The 19205-nt window shown below is 51.7% G+C and carries 24 protein-coding genes and 1 pseudogene; 19 read left to right on the top strand and 6 right to left on the bottom strand.

The window, feature by feature from the left end:
- Positions 1–153: 153 nt before the first annotated feature.
- Entirely contained in the window at positions 154–636 is a 483-nt protein-coding gene (locus tag B9P82_RS22135; RefSeq protein ID WP_101700934.1) for a hypothetical protein, read from the top strand.
- A 646-nt stretch (positions 637–1282) separates the two neighbouring features.
- Here B9P82_RS22135 and B9P82_RS22145 read toward each other — a convergent pair.
- The 6 genes from B9P82_RS22145 to B9P82_RS22175 form a co-directional block, all read right to left on the bottom strand.
- Complete coding sequence (locus tag B9P82_RS22145; RefSeq protein WP_101700935.1) at positions 1283–1510, bottom strand: hypothetical protein; 228 nt, start codon at positions 1508–1510, stop codon at positions 1283–1285.
- 82 nt (positions 1511–1592) lie between these two features.
- Positions 1593–2243: a hypothetical protein gene (locus B9P82_RS22150; RefSeq protein WP_023316005.1), complete on the bottom strand. Its 651-nt coding sequence runs from the start codon at positions 2241–2243 to the stop codon at positions 1593–1595.
- A gap of 633 nt (positions 2244–2876) precedes the next feature.
- Entirely contained in the window at positions 2877–3404 is a 528-nt protein-coding gene (locus B9P82_RS22160; protein WP_000182009.1) for a transcriptional regulator, read from the bottom strand.
- 4 nt (positions 3405–3408) lie between these two features.
- On the bottom strand, positions 3409–3831 hold the full coding sequence (locus B9P82_RS22165; protein WP_000683475.1) for a hypothetical protein: 423 nt from the start codon (positions 3829–3831) through the stop codon (positions 3409–3411).
- A gap of 59 nt (positions 3832–3890) precedes the next feature.
- The gene (locus tag B9P82_RS22170) at positions 3891–4169 is read right to left on the bottom strand and encodes a hypothetical protein (RefSeq protein ID WP_001291547.1); all 279 of its coding nucleotides are present in this window, start codon (positions 4167–4169) and stop codon (positions 3891–3893) included.
- 2 nt (positions 4170–4171) lie between these two features.
- Complete coding sequence (locus B9P82_RS22175; protein WP_048665928.1) at positions 4172–5731, bottom strand: DEAD/DEAH box helicase; 1560 nt, start codon at positions 5729–5731, stop codon at positions 4172–4174.
- 59 nt (positions 5732–5790) lie between these two features.
- Here B9P82_RS22175 and B9P82_RS22180 point away from each other — a divergent pair.
- From B9P82_RS22180 to B9P82_RS22265, 18 genes and pseudogenes are all read left to right on the top strand, one after another.
- Positions 5791–6494: pseudogene (locus B9P82_RS22180) on the top strand (ParB/RepB/Spo0J family partition protein).
- Positions 6494–7162 (top strand): ParB/Srx family N-terminal domain-containing protein, encoded by a 669-nt coding sequence (locus B9P82_RS22185; protein ID WP_101700938.1) that lies wholly within the window; start codon positions 6494–6496, stop codon positions 7160–7162. Before B9P82_RS22180 ends, B9P82_RS22185 begins: the two are co-directional and overlap by 1 nt.
- On the top strand, positions 7159–7797 hold the full coding sequence (locus B9P82_RS22190) for an ATP-binding cassette domain-containing protein (RefSeq protein WP_101700939.1): 639 nt from the start codon (positions 7159–7161) through the stop codon (positions 7795–7797). The genes B9P82_RS22185 and B9P82_RS22190 overlap by 4 nt, the downstream gene beginning before the upstream one ends.
- Positions 7790–8044, top strand: a complete 255-nt coding sequence (locus B9P82_RS22195) for a hypothetical protein (protein ID WP_001113021.1) — start codon at positions 7790–7792, stop codon at positions 8042–8044. Before B9P82_RS22190 ends, B9P82_RS22195 begins: the two co-directional genes overlap by 8 nt.
- Positions 8045–8049: 5 nt before the next feature.
- A complete protein-coding gene (locus tag B9P82_RS22200) occupies positions 8050–8940 on the top strand; it encodes a hypothetical protein (RefSeq protein WP_002211789.1) in 891 nt (296 codons plus the stop codon).
- A gap of 9 nt (positions 8941–8949) precedes the next feature.
- On the top strand, positions 8950–9216 hold the full coding sequence (locus B9P82_RS22205) for a hypothetical protein (protein ID WP_000176291.1): 267 nt from the start codon (positions 8950–8952) through the stop codon (positions 9214–9216).
- 195 nt (positions 9217–9411) lie between these two features.
- Entirely contained in the window at positions 9412–10053 is a 642-nt protein-coding gene (locus B9P82_RS22210; RefSeq protein WP_050194567.1) for a hypothetical protein, read from the top strand.
- A gap of 2 nt (positions 10054–10055) precedes the next feature.
- Positions 10056–11312: a phage terminase large subunit gene (locus B9P82_RS22215; protein WP_002211787.1), complete on the top strand. Its 1257-nt coding sequence runs from the start codon at positions 10056–10058 to the stop codon at positions 11310–11312.
- A 33-nt stretch (positions 11313–11345) separates the two neighbouring features.
- On the top strand, positions 11346–12920 hold the full coding sequence (locus tag B9P82_RS22220; protein WP_101700940.1) for a phage portal protein: 1575 nt from the start codon (positions 11346–11348) through the stop codon (positions 12918–12920).
- 22 nt (positions 12921–12942) lie between these two features.
- Positions 12943–13839 (top strand): DUF6651 domain-containing protein, encoded by an 897-nt coding sequence (locus B9P82_RS22225; protein ID WP_101700941.1) that lies wholly within the window; start codon positions 12943–12945, stop codon positions 13837–13839.
- Positions 13840–13865: 26 nt separating this feature from the next.
- Positions 13866–14741: a major capsid protein gene (locus B9P82_RS22230; protein ID WP_040110313.1), complete on the top strand. Its 876-nt coding sequence runs from the start codon at positions 13866–13868 to the stop codon at positions 14739–14741.
- Positions 14742–14815: 74 nt separating this feature from the next.
- A complete protein-coding gene (locus tag B9P82_RS22235; RefSeq protein ID WP_101700942.1) occupies positions 14816–15739 on the top strand; it encodes an Ig-like domain-containing protein in 924 nt (307 codons plus the stop codon).
- Positions 15740–15782: 43 nt separating this feature from the next.
- A complete protein-coding gene (locus B9P82_RS22240) occupies positions 15783–16217 on the top strand; it encodes a hypothetical protein (protein ID WP_000801184.1) in 435 nt (144 codons plus the stop codon).
- The gene (locus B9P82_RS22245) at positions 16217–17050 is read left to right on the top strand and encodes a hypothetical protein (protein WP_000057119.1); all 834 of its coding nucleotides are present in this window, start codon (positions 16217–16219) and stop codon (positions 17048–17050) included. The genes B9P82_RS22240 and B9P82_RS22245 overlap by 1 nt, the downstream gene beginning before the upstream one ends.
- 97 nt (positions 17051–17147) lie before the next feature.
- The gene (locus B9P82_RS22250) at positions 17148–17492 is read left to right on the top strand and encodes a hypothetical protein (RefSeq protein ID WP_001027662.1); all 345 of its coding nucleotides are present in this window, start codon (positions 17148–17150) and stop codon (positions 17490–17492) included.
- Positions 17483–17956 carry a hypothetical protein gene (locus tag B9P82_RS22255; RefSeq protein WP_101700943.1) on the top strand — a complete coding sequence of 158 codons (474 nt, stop codon included), beginning with the start codon at positions 17483–17485 and terminating at the stop codon, positions 17954–17956. Before B9P82_RS22250 ends, B9P82_RS22255 begins: the two co-directional genes overlap by 10 nt.
- 1 nt (position 17957) lies before the next feature.
- Positions 17958–18341, top strand: a complete 384-nt coding sequence (locus tag B9P82_RS22260) for a minor capsid protein (RefSeq protein WP_101700944.1) — start codon at positions 17958–17960, stop codon at positions 18339–18341.
- Positions 18342–18415: 74 nt separating this feature from the next.
- The gene (locus tag B9P82_RS22265) at positions 18416–19162 is read left to right on the top strand and encodes an Ig-like domain-containing protein (RefSeq protein WP_023180876.1); all 747 of its coding nucleotides are present in this window, start codon (positions 18416–18418) and stop codon (positions 19160–19162) included.
- Positions 19163–19205: the final 43 nt, after the last annotated feature.

The following is a 19205-nucleotide window of genomic DNA, read 5'->3' on the forward strand; positions in this document are numbered from 1 at the left end:
AGGCTAAAAACACCCACCTCTTACCGCCAGGCTACCGAACAACCCTCCGACTCCCTGCCGGCCACCAACAGCCGGAACAGAACGCTTGGACGCCTTATGCGCGTAGCGATAATTAAACCAACAAGAAAACAAGTTGTTTAAAGGATTATCACCATGAATTTTATCGCTACTGTTAACACCCCTGCGCATGGCCATATTTCTGTGACGTTCTCTGATAACGAGAAAAGCGTGATGGGCGCCTGGCGTGACAATGTAGCCATCGAGCTGTCCGGGAAAGAGAAACAGCAGATCACCAATGACATTATCTGCAACCGTCGCCATAAGCGCGTATTTGAGAAAGCGTATGTCTCCACCTCCGGATTTGGCGTATTCATCTTCCCGGTACGCAGCGGTCGCTTCTGCCAGTCAAAACTCATCGAGTTCGCCACGCAGATCGCGCTATGGGTTAAAACAGAATCCGGGTTCGACTTCAGCGAACAGGAAGCAGTGGGGGAGGGGATGCGTATCGCCAACAATGCCATCAAGTGCAAAAACGTCACCTACGAAGCAGGAATCGACTCGTGGAGTGTCTCGTGCGGGGAATACGTGAAAGAGGTGTACGGAAAGAACCGCATTCACATTCTGGCTGGCAAGTAAGAGGGGAGGGGCTGGAAACGCCCCTTTCTTTTCGTCCACCAGATGCCGCAGGGAATTTCAGAAACGGCCAGAGAGCTGTCCGGGGAACTGAAGGGAAACGGCCAGGGAATTTTCGGGAAACGGCTGGGTTTGCCTTTATGTAGAAAACTGAGCGGGAGAAGCCCAGAATCCTGCCAGAAAATATCGCAGGGGCGCTGGGGTAGCGCTGGTGGGGTTTCGGCCCTGAGCCATCCAGATAGCTTTCTCTATGTGATTATGTGAATCCGTGGGTAAACCACAGGAAGCGCGTACACGTCGCGCCAACGTGCTAATGATACGCGAGCGCCCACGGATAGCGCCAATATTGCCGACACGTCCCGAAGGATGGCGCGGATCACGTCGCCAGATATCGCCAGACGATCACGCCCACGACACGACAAAATAAGCCACGCGCTAAAACGCTGTAAAACGCGCTATAACGTGTTTTTTATTGTGGGTAATGGGTATGTACCACCACACATAAAAACGCGTTAAATTGGCGCGTTTATGGCGCTTATTTTTGGTCTGTTTTGGCTGACTTCAGACAATGAAAAACGCGCCAATAATGGCGCGTTATGGTGTGCGGATCTTGAAACGAAAAAAGCGCCCATAGTGGGCGCTATTGTTTTTATTTTTCTAAGTGAATTTTAAAGCCAGCGTTTAAAAAATCTTGAATCATTAAAAGAACATCGGATTCTTTGATTCCTGCGCGCTTCCTATGATCCGCGCTATTCAGATCTATTTTAAACGTGGTTTCGTCGACTACTTCAGAGCTGAGAGCGTAACCAGCTAAACCAGCGATATCATAAACAAGAGTATGATTATGGATGTTAACGCCAGCGATAAAAATAACCATAAAAACGCTCCTTAAAAATAAAATTGAATGCAGACTTAAGATCTTTGAATAAGCGCCCATAGTGGGCGCTATATTCAATTAATTACGCTTTGAAAGCATCAGCCAGATAGTTATAAAAATCATTTTTGATAAAGCGATATTGCTGAGATCCGTTTTTCGCTGCGCCCATTCCTTTGATCTTCTCCACCAGTCCGAGACGTTCGCAGAGATTGATTAACTGGTTGGCTTGAGTATATCCAGCGTCCAATTTAATCTCGTTTTCTTTTTTGGCTTCATTCATCAAATCGAAAACAGCGCCATTTGTGAATGTTTCCAGTTCATCATTAATCATTTCGATTAATGCAAATACGCGAGATCCGGACATATCAGCGACTGAATAAACGCATTTACCAGACTTGATAGACTTAACCAGATAAACCAATTTTTCGAGTGAATAGCTATTTGTCATAGCTTCACGGAAAAATACTTCTGGCGCTTGTTTGCTTGCTTTAATCGCGTAGTAAAAGACACCAGCTAATTTCTCATCATTAACAGCGTTTAAAACGTTGTTGGTGAAGTATGCAAGTTTGGTAGTCGCTGCAAGCATGTTAGCTTTATCTGCTTTTGTGTGCGTACCATTCTGATAATGATTGTTATAAGTCTGAGTAGCGTTGTTGGCTGCAACTTGTAATTCATTAGCGATAACTACAGCAGCGTCGATGATGGATTTTTTAGAGATAGCAACGTTAGACATGATATTAATCCTTATGTAATATTGATAACTTAATTTGTTATTTGTTTATCGTCAGCGTGTTCGCTTTCGATGTGACTAATTATCGATATACAGAAATTAAAATCAAGAGTTTTTTACGCGGGAACGAAAAAAATTTTCTTCAATAAAAATCAAAGTCTTAGAAATAAAAAGTGTTTTCTCGAAGGTGTTGCCTAAATAAATTCTCTATTCGGTCAATCACCCTTATATATTTAAACTGGAATTGTGGTGGGTGAAATAAATATAACGGGAAGTGACACGTAAAATAATAACCGGACTTAGCCGGTTATTACCCTTATAGATTTATTGAGCAGACTCGACAATTTTTCGGTTGGTGTCAAAGAGTGCATCGACGAAGTGTGCCGATGACTCGCTGGCATCACACCCCAACATCTCCCTTTGGTCAGCCGAACGCCCCTTACAGATTTGGACACTCTCTCCAATTGTCTTTCCCGCTTTGACAGCGGCTGCGAACTGGTACATGCAAACCGACACATTGTCCGATGACGAACAAACGTCGTTCATGAGTGACTGAATAACTGGTTTATAGTCCATAGCTGAGGCTGCCGTGGACGATGCGAGAAGAATTGAGGATAGTAAAATCGCTTTCATAACTTAAAACGGTAAAATTCGTTCAACCCAATCGAACATGACGACCATCTTCCGACCATCGCCAACGCTGAGTGTGACCTGACAAGCGTCAACGCCTGAAGACACACCTTCAAGTTCACGGCCATCCGCCATGTAGACCCTTATAGACTTCTGCATCTCATGAGCCTGGCGACAAATTTTGAAGAAATCACGGCGAGATGGCCGATTGTCCACATAGTCTGGGTGTACCGTTGTCCGACCCGTGAAGTCGTGCGCAATACCTTCTGTCACACCTGATTCAATCGTGCTGATTCTCTCAAGTGGGAGCCTTATACGATTTTCTTTGTCGAACGGGGCAGGGCAAAGGTCGACTTTGTTGCGCGACGACATGAGACCCTGAACGTACATGCAGAACACCTGACCATCTTCCATCGTGACCCTTACAGGAATGAGAGACTTACGCCAGAACATCAGCGCCTTCTCCACGTTGGTGTAATCGCGCGGCCAGACTTCTGCAGGAATCCCGTAGGTGATGTCAGTAATATTCGTCATATCGTCACAGTGTCGTTGGTAGGATATCGATGTCACCTGCGTTGCTGGTGAACACCCGGAAGACTTTCGTCTCGCCAGCTTTGGTGATGGTCTCGCGTTCCTGACGAGCAGGGTTCAGTGCGCACAGCCCGGCGCCCTCCAGAGAAGCGCCAACAATCCATTGCCCGGCATCAAGATGGAACGTCGCTTTCTCACCGGTCTCAAGTTTCGCAACCGTCTCACCATTGATGAAGATGGACGCGTCGCAGCCCGCACCTATCATACCTTTGTCCCTCATAACCACCAGCGTGGTTGGTGCAGACGTCTGGTATTTGAAAACTCTGGCCTGCGGAGCCGGTTTTGCATCAGCTACAGACACAGGGCGGGATGAACATGCACTCAGGAGTAAAACGGGGATGGTAATCAGTGGAAGTAGAACGTGTTTCATGGCTTGAACTAAATCCTTATCACTTCAACGAACAAGGCGTCTTGCGACGCCCTTAATGCTTAATCGAGACGTTTGAGAATATCGGCCAGATCTTCTTTGGTCATGCCAGAGGATTCGTAAATCTTCATGACCTTTTCACGAGCCTTTGCAGAAGCCTCTAATGACGTAGCTGCTTTATCAAAATCAGCCATCGTCATGTTGGACAGCACCAGATTGATGATGTCTGCCTTTGACAGCTTAATGTTGCGTTCACGCAGTCGATTCTGAAAGGTTTCCAGCTTGTCGTTTGCTTTTTCGGTTAACTGAACCTGGCAGTGTATAGCGCGTTTCTCGCTCATGCTTACTCTCTATTCAAAACAGTGAAATCGAATGTGCTACCCACCGGCAATACTCCCTCGGCAAACCCAGGCGTAGTGTCGATAATGTGCTTCCGTTCATATGAGTGCGACATGAGGTATTTGTTGCTCACGTCGATGAAGTCGGTAATAAAGCACACGTTAGCCTGATTCTTTTTGGCTCGAAGACCGCGGCCAACACGTTGGCGCATCTCAACTTCGGCTTTGCCGCCACCACCCAGAATCACCGCACCTACGCTTGGAACGTCGACGCCAACATCCAGAATGGTTGAACCAATCAGAACATCTATCTTGCCTGCCGCCAGACTGTTGAGCTTTGCTTGTCGGGTAGTCTGGTTTGATTCTCCGTAGATGAAATCGACCTTGAGGCCGCTTTCTTTCATCATTTCCATCAAGATCTGACCATGACGCTTCAAACGAACCAGCGTCATACAGTTCAGACCGTGACTTTTGTACATTAACGCTTCGCGCACAATAGCCTCGTTGCGGCCCAGATTGTAAACGATGCCTAACTGATAGGCTTTCTGGTAAGCCGTACTCATTCCAACCCGAAAGTTCAGGTGTTTCGAAGCAAGTTCGGCCCTAATCCGCACCTCGTCTGGAGTGTACGCGATTTTATGATATAGAAAGTAGGGTTTCGCTAAAATACCTCGGTCGATCAAATATTTCTCTGTGACCTTTATCTCAATGCGACCGGCCACAGCCATGAGACGCATATTTGCTTCGGTCGAGTCCTTCATGAACGGCGTAGCTGTCAGCGCCAGACGGTAATCGGCATTGATGCACAACCGGGCGATATCGTAGAAGTTTGAACCTGATGATTCGTGTGCCTCTTCCAGAATCAGCAGAGAAACGCTGGACAGAAAGCGCTTAACCAGTTCCCGGCGCTTCAGGTGGTACTGTTTTTTCTCCGGTGATGCGTCGCGCGGCGGCTCTTCGAGAAAACTGGCCAGGGTCTGCACCGTGGCAACGTTGATATGGCGCGAGACCTGGAACTCACCAGATCCAATCACCCCAACTTTCTGACCTTTCAGCCACGGCTCGCCATTCTCCGCGCGGTAGTCGATGGATTTCTGGAAGTTCTCTGCCATCTGGAACATCAGAACCGAGCGCGTGGTTAAAAACAGCGTCATACGACCGATGCGAGCAGCTGCCTTACACGCTACGTTCGATTTACCGCCACCCGTCGCAATCTGGGCAATCATCATCCCTTCGCGCACCAGTGTTTCCACTGTCTGATCCTGATACGCATAGTCCGGGTTATACGGGAATGGGTTAACTACCGGGTTCGGCTTGCCCAGCGCGGGGGCTTTTTCCTTGCGCACATGCACGCATTTGATGCCAGCTTTCAGAAGGTTGGCTGAAACTGGCTTCGCAAACCCAGCCGGGAACGCGTTTTTGCTCCAGTTGAACATCGTGCTGGTTCCTTTCCAGTCCCCAGCCTCCACTTCATAGCTCAACATCTCCTGAACGAGCCGCTTCACGTTGTCATCAGCGCCAGAAATCAGCGCATTGACTGCATTCGATACAATCCGAACTGTCATAAACCTCTTTCCTTCGTGCCTTTTGTATGGTAATTGGCTATTATAGTAAGTAAGTACTTATACAATGGATTGTATCAGAATTATGGGTGTGAAAATTACGATTCTGCAGGTGGAAGTCGCGAACCTGCGTCCGAATCCCTGGAATACCAACTCCGTTGGGGCGCAAAACTTCGAAAAACTGAAAGGCTCTATCGAAAAATTGGGCTTTTTTAAGCCAATTCTGGCGCGGGAGCTGGACGGGGGCGTTTTTGAGATCCTCGGTGGCGAACACCGCTGGCGTGCCGCGATGGAGCAGGGCATTTCAACGGTTCCCGTCATCTCCGTGGGCAAAATTAACGACCTGGTGGCCAAACAGATGTCCCTCGTCGATAACGAGCGCTACGGCGAAGACGATCAGGTCGCTTTGCAGCGCTTAATCGAAGAAATCCAGTCTGAAATCGACTACCGGTTGTCCGATATCGCCCCGTATGACGACGAAATGGCGGCAACACTCGCCAAAGCGTCCGTTATCGATCTTGAAGCGCTGGAAGCGCTCTCCCGTGGCGATGACGAGCCGGTAGACGAGGACAAACGCGAGAAAACCGAGCGAGTCGGTGCTGAACACCAGACGATGCGCTTCAAAGTGACGTTTGATGCGTCAGATCGCGTCGCCGACACCATCAAAACCATCATCAAAGAGCAGGGAATCAATACCGGTAACGAAATGGAGAACGCCGGGGAAGCCCTGGTGTGGCTGGTCGACTACTACAAGGAGCGTATGTAATGACCAAAAACTTTGAAATCGTCTATCGAAACCCGGCAGAACTCATCCCGTATGAGATGAACGCCAAAAAACATGACGAACAGCAGATCCGCGACCTGGCGGCCGCCATCAAAAAGCGCGGTTTTGACCAGCCGATCACGGTCGACAAGCACGACGTCATCATTACTGGCCACGGTCGTCGCGAGGCGGCTCTTCTGGCTGGTCTGGGGCGTGTGCCGGTCATCGTCCGCGACGATCTGAGCGAAGAAGAAGTGAAGGCGAAGCGTCTGGAAGACAACCGCCTGGCCAGTATTGACTACGACGCCATCAAATTGCAGCAGGAGCTGGAATCCCTGGTGCTGGGCGACGTCGAGGTCTTCGGTTTTGAAGAGCGCGAGCTGAACGTGCTTGTCGGCAGCATGACCGAAGAGATGGAAACCGGCTCTCTGGTGCTCGATCTGGGCGAAGAGACAGAACGCCAGAAAGAAGAGCACACCGAGATCAGTCGCGAAGTGGCCTCTGAAGAAGTCCGCGTCATCGACGTATTGGGCTTTAAAACGCTCCCTGCTGGCTCTGCCATTGTGGTTGGGGATTTGCTTGCCCACATGGAAGAAATCACGGGAGAGAGCGGGGTAGACGCTTTCGTGGCGTATGCGGAGAAAGTTTCTTCTGGGGAGCTGGCTGCATGAGTAAATACACCATCAACGTATCGTTTCAGACCCGCGTGAACAAAACCACGCGCACGCTGGAGATTGCCGAATCATTCGGTCTTGGCCTGGACGAAAAAGAGTGGACGCTTTACGACAATCTGGAGCTGGAAGTGAAGCAGGGCGATGTGGTGTACATCACCGGCCAATCCGGTTCCGGTAAATCCGTTGTGCTGCGCGAGCTGCAACGCCAGATGAAGGATGAAGGGCTTTCTGTAGCCTCCATCGATGACTTTACCTTCGACAATGAGGTTAACGTCATCGACCAGCTGGGCAAAACCACCAGCGAAGCGCTGGGGCTGCTGTCTATGGCCGGATTGAATGACGCCTATCTCTTTGTGCGCAAGCCATCCGAGATGTCTGACGGCCAGAAATACCGTCTCAAGATCGCCAAGCTGATCGAGTCAGGCACCAAAGTCTGGGCAGCCGACGAATTTGGCGCTGTTCTCGACCGTGTAACCGCTCAGGTTGTGGCGTCGAACCTCCAGCGTGCCGCACGAAAGGTTGGTGCGACGGTAATGGTGGCGACGACCCACGAAGACCTGAAGAACGCGCTGCGCCCGGATATGCAGATCACCAAGCACTACAAAGAACGCGTGAAGGTGGAATATGCCTGATTTGAAGATCGTAGAGCTGAAGCCATCGAAAGAGGCTGACAACAACAACGTTGAAGTCATCCGCCTGCTGGAAGAAGCACTCCAGTACGCCAGAGAAGGCAAAAGCCAGAGCCTGGCGCTGCTGATGATCAACAACGACGGTAGTGTTCTGGATTGCTGGCATAACGGTGGGCGTCCATACGTCATGGTTGGGGCGATGGAATCGCTTCGCCTGGACTTCATCAATGCCAATATCGAGCGCAGGTGATCGACATGACAGACATCATCATCAAACGCTACCGCCCGGAAGAGTTCCCGCGTCATCTGGACTTTCTGGAGCGGATGACCGTTACCAAAGGTACGGTTGAAGACTGGCACGCGCTGAAGTCGCTGCACTACAAGACGGATGGTAAGCCGTTTGCGCCAACGTATTATCGCTGCGAACTGGACGACAGGCTGGTGGGCGTCGTGGTTATGGCTTACCCGAAACTGCTGCTGGCGCCTCGCCATCGCATGTTTCCTAAGCTGAAGCCAACCACCAATACCACCGTGGCCAACCAGTATTGGGGCCGGTACGTGAACAACAACTTTGCGGTGATCAGCCGTTCCGTTGTGGACACTCAGTACCGCGGCGTCGGCGTCTCCTATCGAATGATTAATCTGGTTAGCAGGATGCACGACCGGCCAATCATCGAGATCCAGTCGTCGATGAGCAAATACAACCCGTTCGCCATGAAAGCAGGGTTCCAGTTCATCCGTCCGGAGCGTCCGAAGAGCTATGAGAGTGCGTTGCGCGTCTTCCAGCGTCATTTCCGTTCCGACCCTGGCGACAACGAAGCGATCGTCAAAGAGCTGTTCGCCATGAGTGAGTCTCGCCGTCGTCGTGCGCTGCGTGATCTGGTCGCTGACTACCACAAGAACAGTTCCCTGGCCAAAGCCGGGCGTAATCGTGGCACGACGATTCAGGACATTGCCGACAGTCTGGTGGACGAGGCCAGCATCGTGAAGCTGCTCAAGGACATTCACAACCTGAGCTTCACGTCTCCGCTGTATGGCGTGTACCGAAACCCGGACTTTGGCCGTCAGCTGCCTGACACGCTGCCACTGCTGGCATTCGACAAACAGCCTTTGAATAAACCTCTTGAAATTGCATTACCGGCATAAGGATTTGCCATGACGTTGACCGACAAACAAAAAGACATCATCAAAACCATCAATTTAGGCCATGAGCGTGGGCATCTGCTCGATCTGGACGAGCTGCTTGAAGTGCTGCCGTACAAAACGACCAAACAGAGTATGCAGTTCTCTATCCGAGCACTGGTGAAAAAGGGGCTGGTGGAGAAAGGAATGTGCCGCCAGCGCGGTGATTCCGGCTACCACCGTCGCACGCTGGGACTGACCACGTTAGGTCGTGCCAGAGCCAAATTACTGGTGATGTAAGTCGGTCTGGGAGCCAGTTTGAGAGCCTGCTTCCGTATATATAAATACTAAGTGACTTATTAAATATATACGGAAGCAGGTTCTGAATACTCCCCAGCCCGGTTTTAAACACCCAGAAAACAAATTGGTTAGGCACAGAATTAAACAAGTTGTTTAGGAGCGCAAGGATGCGCTCTGAGTGTTTTAGAGGGATCTATGACTGTAGAAAAAGACGAGAGCAAAACTCGCCTGACGCCAGCTGAGTGGGCAGAAGCCGAAGCGAAGTGGACTTCCGGCGAATACACACTCTCCAAGCTGGAGGAAGAGTACGGCATTCGTCGTGAAACGCTCTCCAGACATTTCAAAAAGCGTGGATTAGAGAAAGGCGCGGACTCCGTTGGGAAGATGGTGCGCGAGTCGCTCAAATCCGACGCAGAGCTGCGTGCGAAGGCGCGTGCAGAGAAAATCGAAGAGCGCCGGACTCGTTACGACGATTGGGCGTTCGCACTCGGTCGTATGGTGATGCATGAGGTGGCCACAGCCAAGAAGGACGGCAGGCCACTCGCAACCATCGAAGATGACCTGAAGAGTCTCCAGCGTGCCAGCGGCACACTCGCTAAGTGCTTCGAAATATCCTCGAAAGCGCTCGGCATGGATCGCGCAGAGAACGAAGACGACGAAATCCCGAACCTGGTATTTGGCGAACTTACGCCTTCCCAGGTGGCGCAGCTGCGTAAGGAAGATGATGAGCCGGATCTGATTGATGACGATCTGCTTGAGTCACTCGAAGAGGAAGCTCTGAGCGAAGCAGAGGTCGATTCTGACGCGTCTGGTGATGAAAGTGATGGGAGCGTCTAACTATGGCCATCCCGTCGTCTCTGAGTCTCGTACAGCTGCATTCTGGGCAGATGCAAGTCTTCCAGTCGCCACATCGTTTCAAAGTGGTGTGTGCGGGTCGACGCTGGGGTAAATCCCGGTTGTCGATCTCCACCATCATCCGCGCGGCAGCCAAAGAGAAGAAGCAACGTGTCTGGTACGTCGCACCGACTTACCAGATGGCTCGCCAGATCTTGTGGGATGACCTGCAGGAAGTTCTGCCGCGCAAATGGGTTCGTAAGAAAAACGACACCACGATGACCATCGTGCTGAAGAACGGCTCTGAAATCGCGCTGAAAGGTGCGGATAAGCCCGATACGCTTCGTGGTGTGGCACTGCACTTTGTGGTGCTCGATGAATTTCAGGATATGAAGCCGGACACCTGGTACAAGGTACTGCGTCCGACACTGTCCTCTACCCGTGGCGGTGCGCTGATCATCGGTACGCCAAAAGGCTTCTCCGAGTTCCACAAGCTGTGGACTATCGGTCAGAACAAAGATTTGCAACGCAAAGGACAGTGGAAGAGCTGGCAGTTCGTTACGGCTGATTCTCCGTTCGTACCGAGCGCGGAAATCGAAGCGGCGAAGAACGATATGGACCCTAAATCGTTCGCACAGGAATACCTGGCCAGCTTCGAAAACATGTCCGGACGCGTTTACTACCCGTTCGACCGCAATGTGCATGTGAAGCCACTCCAGTTCAATCCGAAACTGCCGATTTGGGTTGGTCAGGACTTCAACATCGACCCTATGTCATCGGTCATCCTGCAGCCGCAGCCAAATGGTGAGTTGTGGGCCGTGGACGAGGTTGTTCTGTTCTCTTCCAACACGGCTGAAGTGTGTGATGAGCTGGAGCGTCGTTTCTGGCGCTGGAAGTCTCAGGTCACTATCTTCCCTGACCCGGCAGGTGCGTATCGCCAGCACGCACGCGGCGAATCGGACGTCGATATATTCAAGGAAAAAGGTTTCCTTCGAGTCGATTATCCGAAGAAGCACCCGCCGATCGCAGACCGTGTTAACGCAGTGAACCGCATGTTGATGAGTGCCTCGGGCGAAACCCGGTTGTACATCGATCCGAAGTGCAAACATCTCATCGACTCGCTGGAGAAGGTGATCTACAAGCCAGGCTCACGCGACATGGATAAGACTGGCGGCATCGAACACAGTGCAGATGCGTTGGGTTATCCGGTTCATCGTAGGTATCCGGTGAAAAATCGTGTTATTCTTGGTGGATCTAGATAGGTAAGTGCTTACCTAAACAGAAGGGAAAAGCAAATGGAATTGACTGACAAGCAAATCAAAGACCTTGTGGCACGACGCCACCCTGAATATGAGAAGAAAAAAGAACATTGGGACTTCCTCGCCAGCACCTACGCTGGCGGGCGTGCCTGGTTCAACGACAATATCTTCCGTTACTTCAAAGAGGGCGATCAGGAGTTCAAAGAGCGCCTGGAACGCGCTTATCGCTTCAACCACACTCGTGAAGTGGTAAACCTCATCAACAAATACCTCTTCAAAGAGGTCATTCACCGCAACACTGATGAAGCGCCGGAGCAGATCCGCAATTTCTGGAAGCGAGCCACGCGCCAGAACACCTCCATCGATGCGTTTATGGCGGCTATCGATCTGCAATCATCCATTTATGGCCGTATCTGGGTTGTCGTGGACAGCACCATGAACGTCGATGTTGAGTCTGTTGCAGACGAGAAGAAAAATGATGCGCGTGCCTATGCTTACTGGATTTCTCCGCAGCAGCTGCTTGATGTTGCCTGGGATGAAGACGGCAATATGTTGTGGGCGCTGATTGTTGAAATCGCGCGCGACGACGAAGATCCGTTTACGTCAACCGGGCAGGAATACCAGCGTTACCGTCTGTGGACGCAAAACGAGTGGTATCTCTTCCGTGAAGAAGTGAAGAAAGGTTCCGGAAATAGCGGTCGTCGTCAGGCCAAAGTCGTTCTGGAGGATAGCGGCCAGCATAATCTGGGCGTGGTGCCGGTGTTTCCGGTGGATTGCATTGGCGAAAGCGAGTCTCCGTATTTCAGCCCGTCGTTGATTGACGATATCGCCTATCTTGATCGCGCTGTGGCCAACTACCTGTCGAACCTTGACGCGATTATTCAGGATCAGACATTCAGCCAGCTGGCTATCCCGGTTCAGTCACTGCTGCCGGGCGATGAAAACCACACCAAAGTGCTCGAAATGGGGACAAAACGCGTCTTCACCTTCGACTCTGAGAGCGGTAATCAGCCGTTCTACCTGTCTCCAGACCCGAAACAGGCTCAGATGATCATCACCACGATTAAGACGGTGATTAACGAGATCTACCATTCCGTTGGTGTGGCAGGTGAGCGAACCAAGCAGGATAACGCACAGGGCATCGATAACTCTTCGGGCGCAGCGAAGATGTACGACTTCCAGCGCGTTAATAGTCTGCTGGTGACAAAAGCAGAGCGCCTCGAAAGGGCAGAGCGCCAGATGATGCAACTGGCAGCAAAATGGATGGGCGTCGAACTGGATGAAGACCACTCTCTGATCGCGTACCCGGAAAGTTTCGACATTCGCGGTCTGACTGACGAATTTGCCGTTGCTGAGAAACTGTCTCTGCTCCAGGCGCCTGATTCTGTTCGTCGTCATCAGATGGAAATGCTCATCGAGAAGGTCTTCCCGAACATTTCCGAGGCGATGCAAAAGGAATTTCAAAAAGATCTCTTGAAATTTCCTCCAAAAAATGATCTTAATACCCTTGAAAATAAGTCAGCACTTACTTATGATCGAGATGCAGCCCAAGAAAGCGGGCAAGATCAACCCCGAGGGAATGGGGACTCATCTACTCAAGAGACCGAGTGATAAGTAACGAAAAGGAATTTCTATGAATCTGTGGCAAATGCTTATGGCCCGTCGTGGCCTGATGGATGTAGCTGAAGCGCATGAGCGCGGAGGCGCTGATGGCGGTGCTCCTGCTGGAGACAATGAGCAGGGCAATCAAGACCCAGGCAAACAGGGCGAGCAAAAAGAGCAACCGAAGGGTGACGACGACGAGTATGCCGGTATGACTCAGGAAGAGTTGCTGGCAGAACTGCGTAAGTCCAAGAAAGCCGGTGCTGACCTGCTGAAAGAGAACATGAAGCGCAAGGAGAAAGAGCGCACATTGGCCGATCAGCTGGCTCAGTACGGTGATATTGACCCGGCACGTGCTCGCCAGCTTCTCGAAGCTGAACAAGCCGCAGAAACCGCACGTCGGGAGGCGGAGCAGACTGAACTGGAACGCCGTGGTGAGTTCGATGCTGTGAAAAAGCAGATGATCGAAGCGCACCAGGCTGAACTGGCACAGCGCGACGAACGCTACTCCGCTCTGGAGAGCGAGAATGCCGCACTGAAGGCTCAACTGGTCGAAATGACTGTTGGCGCTTCCTTCAGCGGCTCTGCCTTCCTGCGTGACAAAGTTCTGATGACTCCGGCTAAGGCTCGCGTTATCTACGGCTCTCATTTCGAAGTGGGTGAAGACGGTAGTGTTGTGGGCTTTGATAAGCCAGCCGGTCAGAAAGAACGTGCAGTTCTGGTTGACGGTGAAGGCAAACCGTTACCGTTCGAATCCGCGATTGAGCGCATTCTGCGTGCAGATCCGGAAGCTGACGCACTGTTGCGCAGCGAAGCCAAGCAGGGTGCTGGTTCCAATAGCAAACCGACCCACAAAGTAAACCAGCCGAAGAGCAAGTCGACTATGGATAAGTTGACCTCCGGTCTGGGGAAAATCGGACTCAAGTAACATCTTAAATCATAGGGAAATGAAAGATGCCATTACTGCGTGATGAAGCTGAAAAGCTGTCTAACAACGAACTTGAGCAGGGTGTGATCGAGACCATCATCGATCGCGATGACCTGTTCGCTGTTCTGCCTTTCATGAAGATTAATTCTAAGGCATACCTCTACAACCGCGAAGCTACCCTGAGCGAAGCAACCTTCATTGATGTGAACGACACCATCACCGAAGGCGCTGCAACCTTCACCGAACACGTTGCGAAGCTGCGTATCCTGGCAGGCGACGTAGACGTCGACAAATTCCTGGCGACCACTATGTCCGACACCAACAACCAGCTGGCAATCCAGGTTCGTCAGAAGGTGAAAGGTCTGGCTCGCGCATTCCGCCGCAACCTGATTCTGGGCGACTCCAGCACCAACAACAAAGCGTTCGACGGTATTCCGAAGCTGATGCACGACGATCAGAAGATCGACATCGAAGGCGCTTCCATGACCTTCTCCATGTTCGACGAGCTGGTCGACGCGGTGAAAGATCTGGGCGCAGACTGCATCATGATGCGTTCCGAGCACCTGCGTGCTTACCGCGCTCTGCTGCGTACCGTTAGCCTCGGCCCGTCCGAAATCATGATGGAAAACTTCGGCCGTCCGATGCTGTGCCACAACGGTGTACCGTTCATCGTGAACGACTTCATCCCGACTGACGCGGGCAAAGCAAGCATCTACTGCCTGCACCTGTCCGAAGAGAACGGTGTGACTGGTCTGTATGGCGGTGAAAACGCCGGTATCGTTGTTGAGAACATCGGTACTGTTCAGAACAAAGACGCAACCCGTACCCGCGTTAAGTGGTACTGCTCTCTGGCGAACAAGCACGACAAGGCTATCGCCGCGCTGACCAACGTAAAAATTTGATCAGTATAGTAGGTAAGTAATTATCTACCGTTTAAGGGTGGGCTATACGCCCACCCTTTTTATAGGAGCGAGAAATGCCAGAACAAAAGATGAAGATCACGGAAGAGGCGTTTGCGGATTTCACGGGGCATATGTGCCGTGCCGGATTCACCAATTCCATCTCCAACGAGCCTCTGAGCGAGCGCCAGCAGAACCATCTTGCGGCTTGCTTCCGGGCAATTCCGTTCACTCAGTCTGTCACCATTACACCGGCTGCGCCGTCCGTATTGGTGGGCAAAACCGTTCAACTTAGTGCAGGTATCACTACGAGCAAAAGCGCAGATTCATTCACCTGGACGTCGGCCAATGACCAGATCGCCACAGTCAGCGGTACGGGTCTGGTTACTGGCGTGACTCCGGGCAAAGTGAAGATCACCGCCACCGATAAGCAGACTCAGCTTTCTGCATCAGTCGAAGTGACCGTTAAGCCTGTCAGCGTGGAGTCCGTTACGGTAACGCCAGACTCTACCTCCGTTGAGAAGGGGAAATCGGTCAAGTTGCGCGTTGATGTACAACCGTCAAACGCAACCAATAAAAGAGTCACCTGGACTTCCAAAAATAGCGACAAAGCGACCGTTGACCAGAACGGTAACGTAGCTGGCGTAGCCGTTGGTACGGCAACCATTGAAGTGGTTTCGCAGGATGGTAGCCATAAAGCTACTGCCACGGTGGAAGTCACTGAGCCTGTCGTTGCTGTTACTGGCGTCTCTGTCGATCCGAGCACCACCAGCGTTGAAGCCAACAAAACGGTACAGCTGACCGCGAACATCGAACCGGCTGGCGCAACCAATAAGCGCGTAACCTGGGCGTCAAAAAATGCCGAGTTTGCGACGGTTGATAGCGCAACTGGACTTGTGACCGGTGTGGCTGCAGGTACTGCCACTATCGAAGTCACCACGGAAGACGGTAGCCACAAAGCCACTGCGACCGTTGAAGTGACCGCAGCACCGGCTGCGTAACGAACACATGGGCGGCTATGCCGCCCATTAAGTGAGAAGAAGAATGAAACCAGCAAAAATTCGTTTATTGGAGCCTCAGTTTTTGGGGTACACGGGCATTCTCTGCGGTATCCAGTTTGTCGACGGCATCTCGGTTGCCGAACTGCCATTCATCGATCAGCAGCGGATTTGTGCCTCCATGCGTGCCACTACCGTTGAAGGCAAAAATGTATCTCCTTCTGCCGCGTACAGCAGCCGCAATGATTTGACTGCGGACGACATTGTCGAGACGGCGGCCCCGGATATTGTGCCAATGAAACGTGGTACGGCTGAAGTGGAAGCCAAACCGGTACAGCGCTTTACTCGTGAAGAGCTGGAGTCGATTGCGGACTGTGAGGGTATTGCGGGTCTGCGTCAGATTGGCAATCAGATTGGCGTGAAAGCCAAAGGCATCGTTGAAATGATCGAAGGCATCCTGAAAGCACAGGGCGGTGAGTAATGGCGCAGATCGACACGTACCGTAGCGGGGAAGCAGTTTCCCTGTCGTTTGCATTTAACGTTCTGGATATTGAGTCGGCCACGTATACCGTCAGAGATGGCGCTGGTGCGATCATCGTCGATAACGAACCTCTCGATATTACTGAGGGGCAGATGTCCATTCCGGTTGTCGTGTCGGCCGAACACAACCTGCTTTCAGATAAAGAGCGCGATCTGCGACACGTCATTGTCAAAGCGGTGGCATCCGGGCTGACGCATGAAGAGCGCAAGATGTACGTTCTGCTGAATAGCTTCGAGTTGTCAATTCCAGGCCAGTCATTCGCAACGGTCGCAGACGCCCAGATGCAAGCTATCGATATGCTGAACGGCGACACCCTGTTAGCTGATGGCGAAGGGCTGATGCGCAAACGTCTCATTGAGGCCACCAGACGCGTCAAAACGTTGCCGTTCTCAATCCGCAAAGTCCTGCGTATCGACTTCGACCGGTACGATCGCCCGCAAAACATGCTGAACGTCTATGACATTCCGTGGGGCGCTGACGGGGCATATCGTCACGATCTGATCGATTGGGAGCAGATGACGCCGGAGAAATTCGACGAGTTCCCGGACTACTTCAAACAGGCATTAATGCTGGCCGTGGTTAATGAAGCCTGCGAAATCGCTAACGGTAATGACGTAGCGGCAGCCCGCGAGGACGGCATTCTGTCTGAGTCCATTGGTGAAACGACCAATATGTACCGCACCGGCAAAGCGGCAAATGTGCATGTGGCTCGCAGTACCTGGCGACTGCTGGTCAGTTACATCAATAACCGCATGATTGTTCGCCGTGCGTAACGCCAGTCGCATTATTTACTTCTGGTCGAAAGGCTCAAGACGAGCAATCGCGCCTTCGCCTGGTAATGAGTGCGGCTGCCAACCACAGGGAGAGTGCATGAACATTTCATGGCAAGCCGAGATAGCGATTTACCGTCTGGGTTCGAAGAATGTCTACGGTGAAGCGCAATTGCAGTTCGTCAGGAAGACGAACGTCGGCGTCGTTAAGTTTGAGCAAAGTAACGAGAAGTCATCGGTACGTGCGGACAGCTCCGGCAGTCGCGGTAAAGCGAATCTGGAATTGTTCGATGCTGTTCTGGTGATCCCACTTGAGGCCGCAGTGCAGCTTGATGACGTTCTCATTCTGGAGGGGCAAAAGCTGAAGGTATCCAGCGTGCATCGTCGCTGGGGACTGCGTGGGCGCCCTGGGCATCTGGAAGTAGGGGCAAACATATGGGTCTGAAGTACGACGCGCATCAGTTTAAGCGTGCTGGCGACAGGCTCAATAACAGCCAGAAAGCCTTTAAGCGTTATCTCATCCGTGACATGGAGAAGCTGGCGCGTCTGGTTGAGCGTCTGGCGCGGGCAATGGCCCCGCTGGAGACTGCCTCACTCGAAAGCGCGATCTTCGCGAGAGTGGTCAAAGAAGGCTATACCGGGCTGCGTATTGAGTTATCGGTATCTGGAGCCAAACCACGCGAAGGGCATCCGGGTGTTGAGGTTGGCGATTATGCGGAGTACATGGAGTTGGGCAAGTATCGTCTCGGCTATCTCTCCCGCATGAAGAGCGTCACCAACCCGCCAGTTGCTGGTGTGAAGCCACGAGTTGGGCCTTTGTTCCTTGAGAGAGCCGTGCAGATCAGTGAGAAGCAGTTCACTCAGACGATAGCAGAAGCGGCAAGGAAAGCAGGTTTTACGAGAGGTTGATGTGTTTATTGAAGCATTTGCGAGCCTGATGCAGAAGGCGAAGATCGGTACAGTCGGCACTGACATTTTCTGTCACTACATGCCAGCCAATGTGAAGTCCGGTGTTCTGTTGGTTACTCCCAATACGGGGATCACCATTGACCATGAGTTAAAAGGCTTCTATCACGACTCTTTCACCGTCATCGTGCGTAATGCGACGATCACAAAGGCGGTGGCGAAAGCCAATAAGATCATGGACATGTTCCCGGTTGAAGAAACCGTGTCAGAGGGCGTTTACTTCCGGTTGGTTCGGCCAATGTCGATGCCGATTACTTATCACAAAAACGAAGGTTCGTTGATTGAAGCGGGTATCCCGATTGAATTTGCGGGCTATTTGTTGAATTAATAAAATAAGTAAGTATATACTTACCATTGGCACCATGAAGGTGCTGATTTAACGGAAAAAGGAGTTTTCCAACAATGTCCAATACCCATGTAAAAAACATCAAACTTGGCGCCTGCAAAGTGTCGTTTGGTGGCGTTGATCTGGGTTACACCAAAGGCGGTGTTCAGGTTGAAGTTGCGACCGAAACTCTGAAAGTCACCGTAGACCAGCTGGGGCAGACCACCATCTCCGAGCTGGTGCAGGGTCGTAACATTACTATCACTGCGCCGCTGGCCGAGTCTGTGTTGCAGAATATGGTCGATCTGATGCCGGGTTCTACTCTGAGCGAAGACGATAACGCTGTGACCATCACTTCCGCACAGGGCGTCAACCTGATCGACGTAGCCAAAGAGCTGGTTCTGACCCCGCAGGATACCACCGACTACGTTCTGACCATCCCGAAAGCTGCGACCGCAGGTAACTTCACCATGACCTACCAGTCTGATGATGTTCGCGTGTTCTCCGTTCAGTTCACCGCTTACCCGGATGACGACGGCGTGCTGGGGAAAATGAGCGGCCCAAAGCCGGTTAAAACCGTCTCTATCTCTCCGGAATCTCCGGAAGTTAAAGCCGGTGAGACCGTGCAACTGACTGCCCAGATCACCCCTGCAGATGCCGGCGACAAAACCGGTGTGTGGGAATCAGACAATCAGGAGAAAGCCACCGTTGACCAGACTGGTCTGGTTCGCGGAGTAGCTGAAGGTTCGGCAAATATCTCCTTTACCAGCAATAGCGGCGGCAAGAAAGCGACCAAAGCAGTAACGGTTAATTCTGCCCAATAATCGCGATCTAACTAAGCAGAGGCTCAGGAAGAGCCTCTCTTTT

It is taken from the genome of Citrobacter sp. L55 (assembly GCF_002850715.1).
In the GTDB taxonomy this organism is placed as follows: Bacteria; Pseudomonadota; Gammaproteobacteria; order Enterobacterales; family Enterobacteriaceae; genus Citrobacter; species Citrobacter braakii.